The sequence below is a fragment of the Pseudomonadota bacterium genome (assembly GCA_030775045.1).
Lineage (GTDB): Bacteria > Pseudomonadota > Alphaproteobacteria > JALYJY01 > JALYJY01 > JALYJY01.
Window position 1 is genome coordinate 1 of the sequence record JALYJY010000122.1, and the last position, 4,100, is coordinate 4,100.

7 protein-coding genes are annotated in these 4,100 nt (G+C 60.7%); 1 reads left to right on the forward strand and 6 read right to left on the reverse strand.

The window, feature by feature from the left end; genetic code table 11:
• The 6 genes from M3O22_08735 to M3O22_08760 form a co-directional block, all read right to left on the reverse strand.
• Positions 1-216, reverse strand: a 216-nt coding sequence (locus tag M3O22_08735) for a ribonuclease PH (protein ID MDP9196826.1), incomplete at its 3' end; no start/stop codon positions are given.
• Positions 217-285: 69 nt separating this feature from the next.
• Positions 286-969 (reverse strand): SURF1 family protein, encoded by a 684-nt coding sequence (locus M3O22_08740; GenBank protein ID MDP9196827.1) that lies wholly within the window; start codon positions 967-969, stop codon positions 286-288.
• Positions 966-1,310, reverse strand: coding sequence for a DUF983 domain-containing protein (locus M3O22_08745; protein MDP9196828.1), 345 nt, complete (start codon positions 1,308-1,310; stop codon positions 966-968). The genes M3O22_08740 and M3O22_08745 overlap by 4 nt, the downstream gene beginning before the upstream one ends.
• Positions 1,307-2,131: a cytochrome c oxidase subunit 3 gene (locus M3O22_08750; GenBank protein MDP9196829.1), complete on the reverse strand. Its 825-nt coding sequence runs from the start codon at positions 2,129-2,131 to the stop codon at positions 1,307-1,309. Before M3O22_08750 ends, M3O22_08745 begins: the two co-directional genes overlap by 4 nt.
• A 4-nt stretch (positions 2,132-2,135) precedes the next feature.
• Positions 2,136-2,714 (reverse strand): cytochrome c oxidase assembly protein, encoded by a 579-nt coding sequence (locus tag M3O22_08755; GenBank protein ID MDP9196830.1) that lies wholly within the window; start codon positions 2,712-2,714, stop codon positions 2,136-2,138.
• Between the two features lie 124 nt (positions 2,715-2,838).
• A complete protein-coding gene (locus M3O22_08760) occupies positions 2,839-3,555 on the reverse strand; it encodes a hypothetical protein (GenBank protein ID MDP9196831.1) in 717 nt (238 codons plus the stop codon).
• A gap of 88 nt (positions 3,556-3,643) precedes the next feature.
• Between M3O22_08760 and M3O22_08765 the strand changes: the two genes are divergently transcribed.
• Positions 3,644-4,100: endonuclease III (locus M3O22_08765; protein MDP9196832.1), on the forward strand; the 457-nt coding region annotated here is incomplete at its 3' end.

The following is a 4,100-nucleotide window of genomic DNA, read 5'->3' on the forward strand; positions in this document are numbered from 1 at the left end:
GGTGTGGGTCGAGCGGGGCAGCATGCCGTATTCCGCCGTGACCCATCCCAGACCGGTATTGCGCAGGAACGGTGGCACCTTTGTCTCGATACTGGCGGTGCACAGGACATGGGTATCGCCAAAGCGTACCAGGCAGGATCCTTCCGCATGGCGGGCAAAGCCAGGCTCAAAGGATACCTGGCGGAGCTGGTCCGGAGAACGTCCTGAGGGGCGCATGGGGGAGCCTTTTTATCGAGAAGGTGGAGAAACCCTGGAGAAAAAGGGCAGGGCTGACAAGTAACCCTTTCAGGATCTGCTGTCCAGGCTTTTGATACCCCAGACAACCAGCAGGGCTGCGGCCAGGGAAAACCAGGTCAGGGCATACTGCAGGTGGTTGTTGGGAAAGGACAGGCGGGGCTGGCTGGTATCCAGAACAACAGGCAGGACAAGTGCAGGGTCCGTGTTTGCCGCGCTGGCCATGGCCGGAATGTCGATCCACTGCCAGCGGTTCTGCCGGGGATTGTTCCTGACCCCGGCCCAGCGGGCAAGGGCGCCGGGTGGGTTGGGCAGCCGCAGGGTTCCTGTGATCTTGCTCCTTTCTGGCAGAAGACTGTAATCCCTTTTTGCAGACTGCCTGGACTCTTCAGACAGCCATCCCCGGTTGACCAGCAGGATCCGGCCATTGTCCAGTTTCATGGGGATGATGGTATGCCAGCCGGGCTGTCCCTTTTCGGAGGGTGCCAGTCTATAGAGTTCCTTTCCGTAAAGGAAATAGCCGGATGCGTGGACGTGCCTCCATTCTGCCTGGTCTTTCAGCACCAGGGCTTCCTGCAGCGAGATGGATGGGGCTGTAGTCCTTTCCCGGATGGTGGCCAGCAGGGCCGTTTTCCACTCCAGCCGTTCCAGCTGCCAGAACCCCAGACCCAGCAGAAGGGCTACACCTGTCATGGTGAATACAGTGGCCCACAGTGTGGGGCGAAAGGCTTTCATGACCGGGTGCGGAAATGGTACCCCAGGGCTACGGTCAGCCCCTTGGCCGGGCGCAGCATTCCCACAGTCAGGCCCAGGATAACAGCAGACCACAGGATGGCATGGACCCACAGGGGCCAGTCCACGGACAGGGCCAGCCAGAGGGCCGGAGGGACAACAAGGGTTCCCAGGATAAAGATCAGGAAAACAGCGGGCCCGTCACCGCTGTCATCAGTGGTCAGGGACAGGTGGCAGACGGGACAGGTTTCCACCAGTGCGGAAAGACCCCGGAGGATTTTCCCCTGATGGCACCGGGGACAGCGGCCTTTCAGGCCCGCCCACACCGTGTCGGGCAGGGTCAAGATCCCCACCAGTAGATGGCCACAAACAGGAACAGCCACACGGCGTCCACGAAGTGCCAGTACCAGGCGGCGGCCTCGAACCCGAAATGGCTCTGCGGTGTGAAATGGCCTTTCTGCGTGCGGAACAGGGTGACGGCCAGGAAGATTGTGCCGACCAGAACGTGGAACCCGTGAAAGCCGGTGGCCATGAAGAAGGTGGAAGGATAGATCCCCTGCCGGAAGCCAAAGGCCGCATGGTGATATTCATACGCCTGGAAAAAGGTAAAGAAGACGCCCAGGAAGACTGTAATGGCCAGGGCCTTTACGGCGTCCCGCCTGTTGCCGTCCAGAATGGCGTGATGGGCCCAGGTGACTGTGGTGCCGGACAGCAGCAGGATCAGGGTCATCATCAGGGGAAGCTCGAATGCCTCAACCGTATGGATACCTTTTGGCGGCCACATACCGCCCGTGGCCTCGGTCGGGTACAGGCTGGCATTGAAAAAGGCCCAGAAGAACGCAGCAAAAAACATGACCTCGGACGCAATAAACAGGGCCATGCCATAGCGGAAACCGACCTTTGCCTCGGGGCTGTGGGCTTTCTGCACCACTGCTTCCCGGATCACGTCGCGCCACCACAGGACCATCATCAGCAGGAGGGCCGCAAAGCCACCGGCCACAATCCCCCAGCCCTTGCCGTGCATGAACAGGGCTGCCCCCAGAGCTGTAACGCCTGCCGCGGCCGAGGTCAGCAGGGGCCAGGGGCTGGGATCCACCAGGTGGAAAGGCTGTTTCCGGGCTGTTTCCGGGCCTGCGTGTGCCGTATGATGTGTTGCGTGGGCCATGGATCTATTCCTTTTCCGCGTCTGTTTTCAGGCGGTCTTCCAGTGCAGAGGATTTAGCCTGAAAAAAGGTATAGGACAAGGTGATGGTGTCCACATCCTTCAGGGCCGGGTCATCGGCCATGGCCGGATCAACAAAGAACAGCACCGGCATATCCACGGTCTGGCCTGCCGCCAGGGACTGCTCGGCAAAGCAGAAACAGTCGATCTTGCTGAAATACACACCGGCCTTGTCCGGCGTCACATTGTAGACAGCAACCCCGGTAACGGGAGAGACGCTGCGGTTGCGGGCTGTATAAGTGGTCATGCCCTGCTGGCCCAGACGGACCGTCACCTCCCGGTCATTGGGAGTGAAGGCCCAGGGCAGACCCGGATGAACATCGGCATTGAAGCGCACAGTCATGGTGCGGTCCAGTATACGGCCGGGCAGGGTGGAGGCCTGCTGTGTCGTGCCGCCAAATCCGGTGATGCGGCAGAACAGGCTGTACAGCGGGGCGGAGGCAAACGCCAGTCCGGCCATAACTCCCACCAAAGCGAGCAATGACAGCAGGACCAGCCGGTTGCGGCGCTGGATATCAGGGGTCATGCAGCTCCGGACATGCGGACGATGGCGACCAGGTACAGCAGGATCACCAGAAACACCAGGGCCGCCAGGGTGGCCAGGTTCCGGGCCCTGATCCGGCGGCGGTTTTCCTGGTCCTGATCTGTGGTCATGGTGTGCCCTGCACATTGCGATGAAGGCGCCCGCGCAGATCCCATATATAAGCCAGTATGAACATGTAATAGCAGAATTCCTGGATTTCGCTGGACCGGCGGGCAAAGAAAAAGACCTGGCCGTCCATGCCCGGAAGTTTCAGGACGAATTCCTCCAGGCGGACGGCCTCGGCCAGCAGGGCCAGGGGCATCAGATACAGGCCGGGAACAAGGGTGTCCAGCCAGGGCTTGCGTGGGTGGCGGGACCCTGTCCGGTACAGCAGGGGCAGGATGATGCCGCCGATAATGATGCCCATTTCCAGAAGGGCGCGTGGTTTCTGGTCAAACCAGGAGGAGGTGTTATGCAGGTTGGTTTCCTGCTGGTCGTTGATCAGGGCCCATCCTTCCGGCGTGGGCCAGTGAAAGAACCACTGGCCCCAGCTGGCCTCCTCCATGCCCACATAAAAACACCCCGCGGCGGCCAGCAGAAGCCAAGACGGGGCCAGGGCATTCTTTCTGATCACCGGATCAGCCTGGAAAGCGAGGGCGGACAGCATGGCCAGCATCAGGACAGCAAACTGTCCCAGCTCGACAGCACCATTCTCGCCCGCCATCCAGGTCCTCTGCGCGTCGGGGAGCAGGTGCTCAAGCACAGCATTGGCGGCCAGAAGGGCAATGGCCAGAACAACGAGGGCAGGGCCGGTCTTGCCCGGGGAACGGTTTGTGTCGGACATGTCTGTCATCCCTGTAGAACGATCCGGAGTAGAACAATCCGGATATTTTCTATAAACAGTATCCCGCACACTGTCCAGGCCGTCATTCATGAATTCTGCCCAGATCAACGAGATGTTCCGGCGCTTTTCCGCCCTCAATCCGGCCCCCCGGACCGAGCTGGAATACACCAACCCCTATACCCTGCTGGTGGCTGTCGTCCTGTCGGCCCAGGCCACGGACGCCGGGGTAAACCGGGCTACGCGCCACCTGTTTCCGGTGGCCGATACACCGGAAAAGATGCTGGTGCTGGGGGAGGAGGGCCTCCGTGACCGCATAAAGACCATCAACTTTTTCAACACCAAGACGAAAAACGTTCTGGCCCTGTCCCGCATGCTGGTCGAGAAGCACGGCAGCCAGGTACCCCGGGACAGGGAAGCGCTGGAAAGCCTGCCCGGCGTGGGGCGCAAGACGGCCAACGTGATCCTGAATACCGTGTTTGGGGAGACGTCCATTGGTGTGGACACCCACATTTTCCGTGTGGCCAACCGCACAGGCCTGGCCCTGT

Bases quoted from the DNA above. Each gene is read 5' to 3' on its own strand.
- M3O22_08740 (MDP9196827.1), bottom strand. From the start codon at position 969: ATGAAAGCCTTTCGCCCCACACTGTGGGCCACTGTATTCACCATGACA.
- M3O22_08750 (MDP9196829.1), bottom strand. From the start codon at position 2,131: ATGGCCCACGCAACACATCATACGGCACACGCAGGCCCGGAAACAGCC.
- M3O22_08755 (MDP9196830.1), bottom strand. From the start codon at position 2,714: ATGACCCCTGATATCCAGCGCCGCAACCGGCTGGTCCTGCTGTCATTG.
- M3O22_08760 (MDP9196831.1), bottom strand. From the start codon at position 3,555: ATGTCCGACACAAACCGTTCCCCGGGCAAGACCGGCCCTGCCCTCGTT.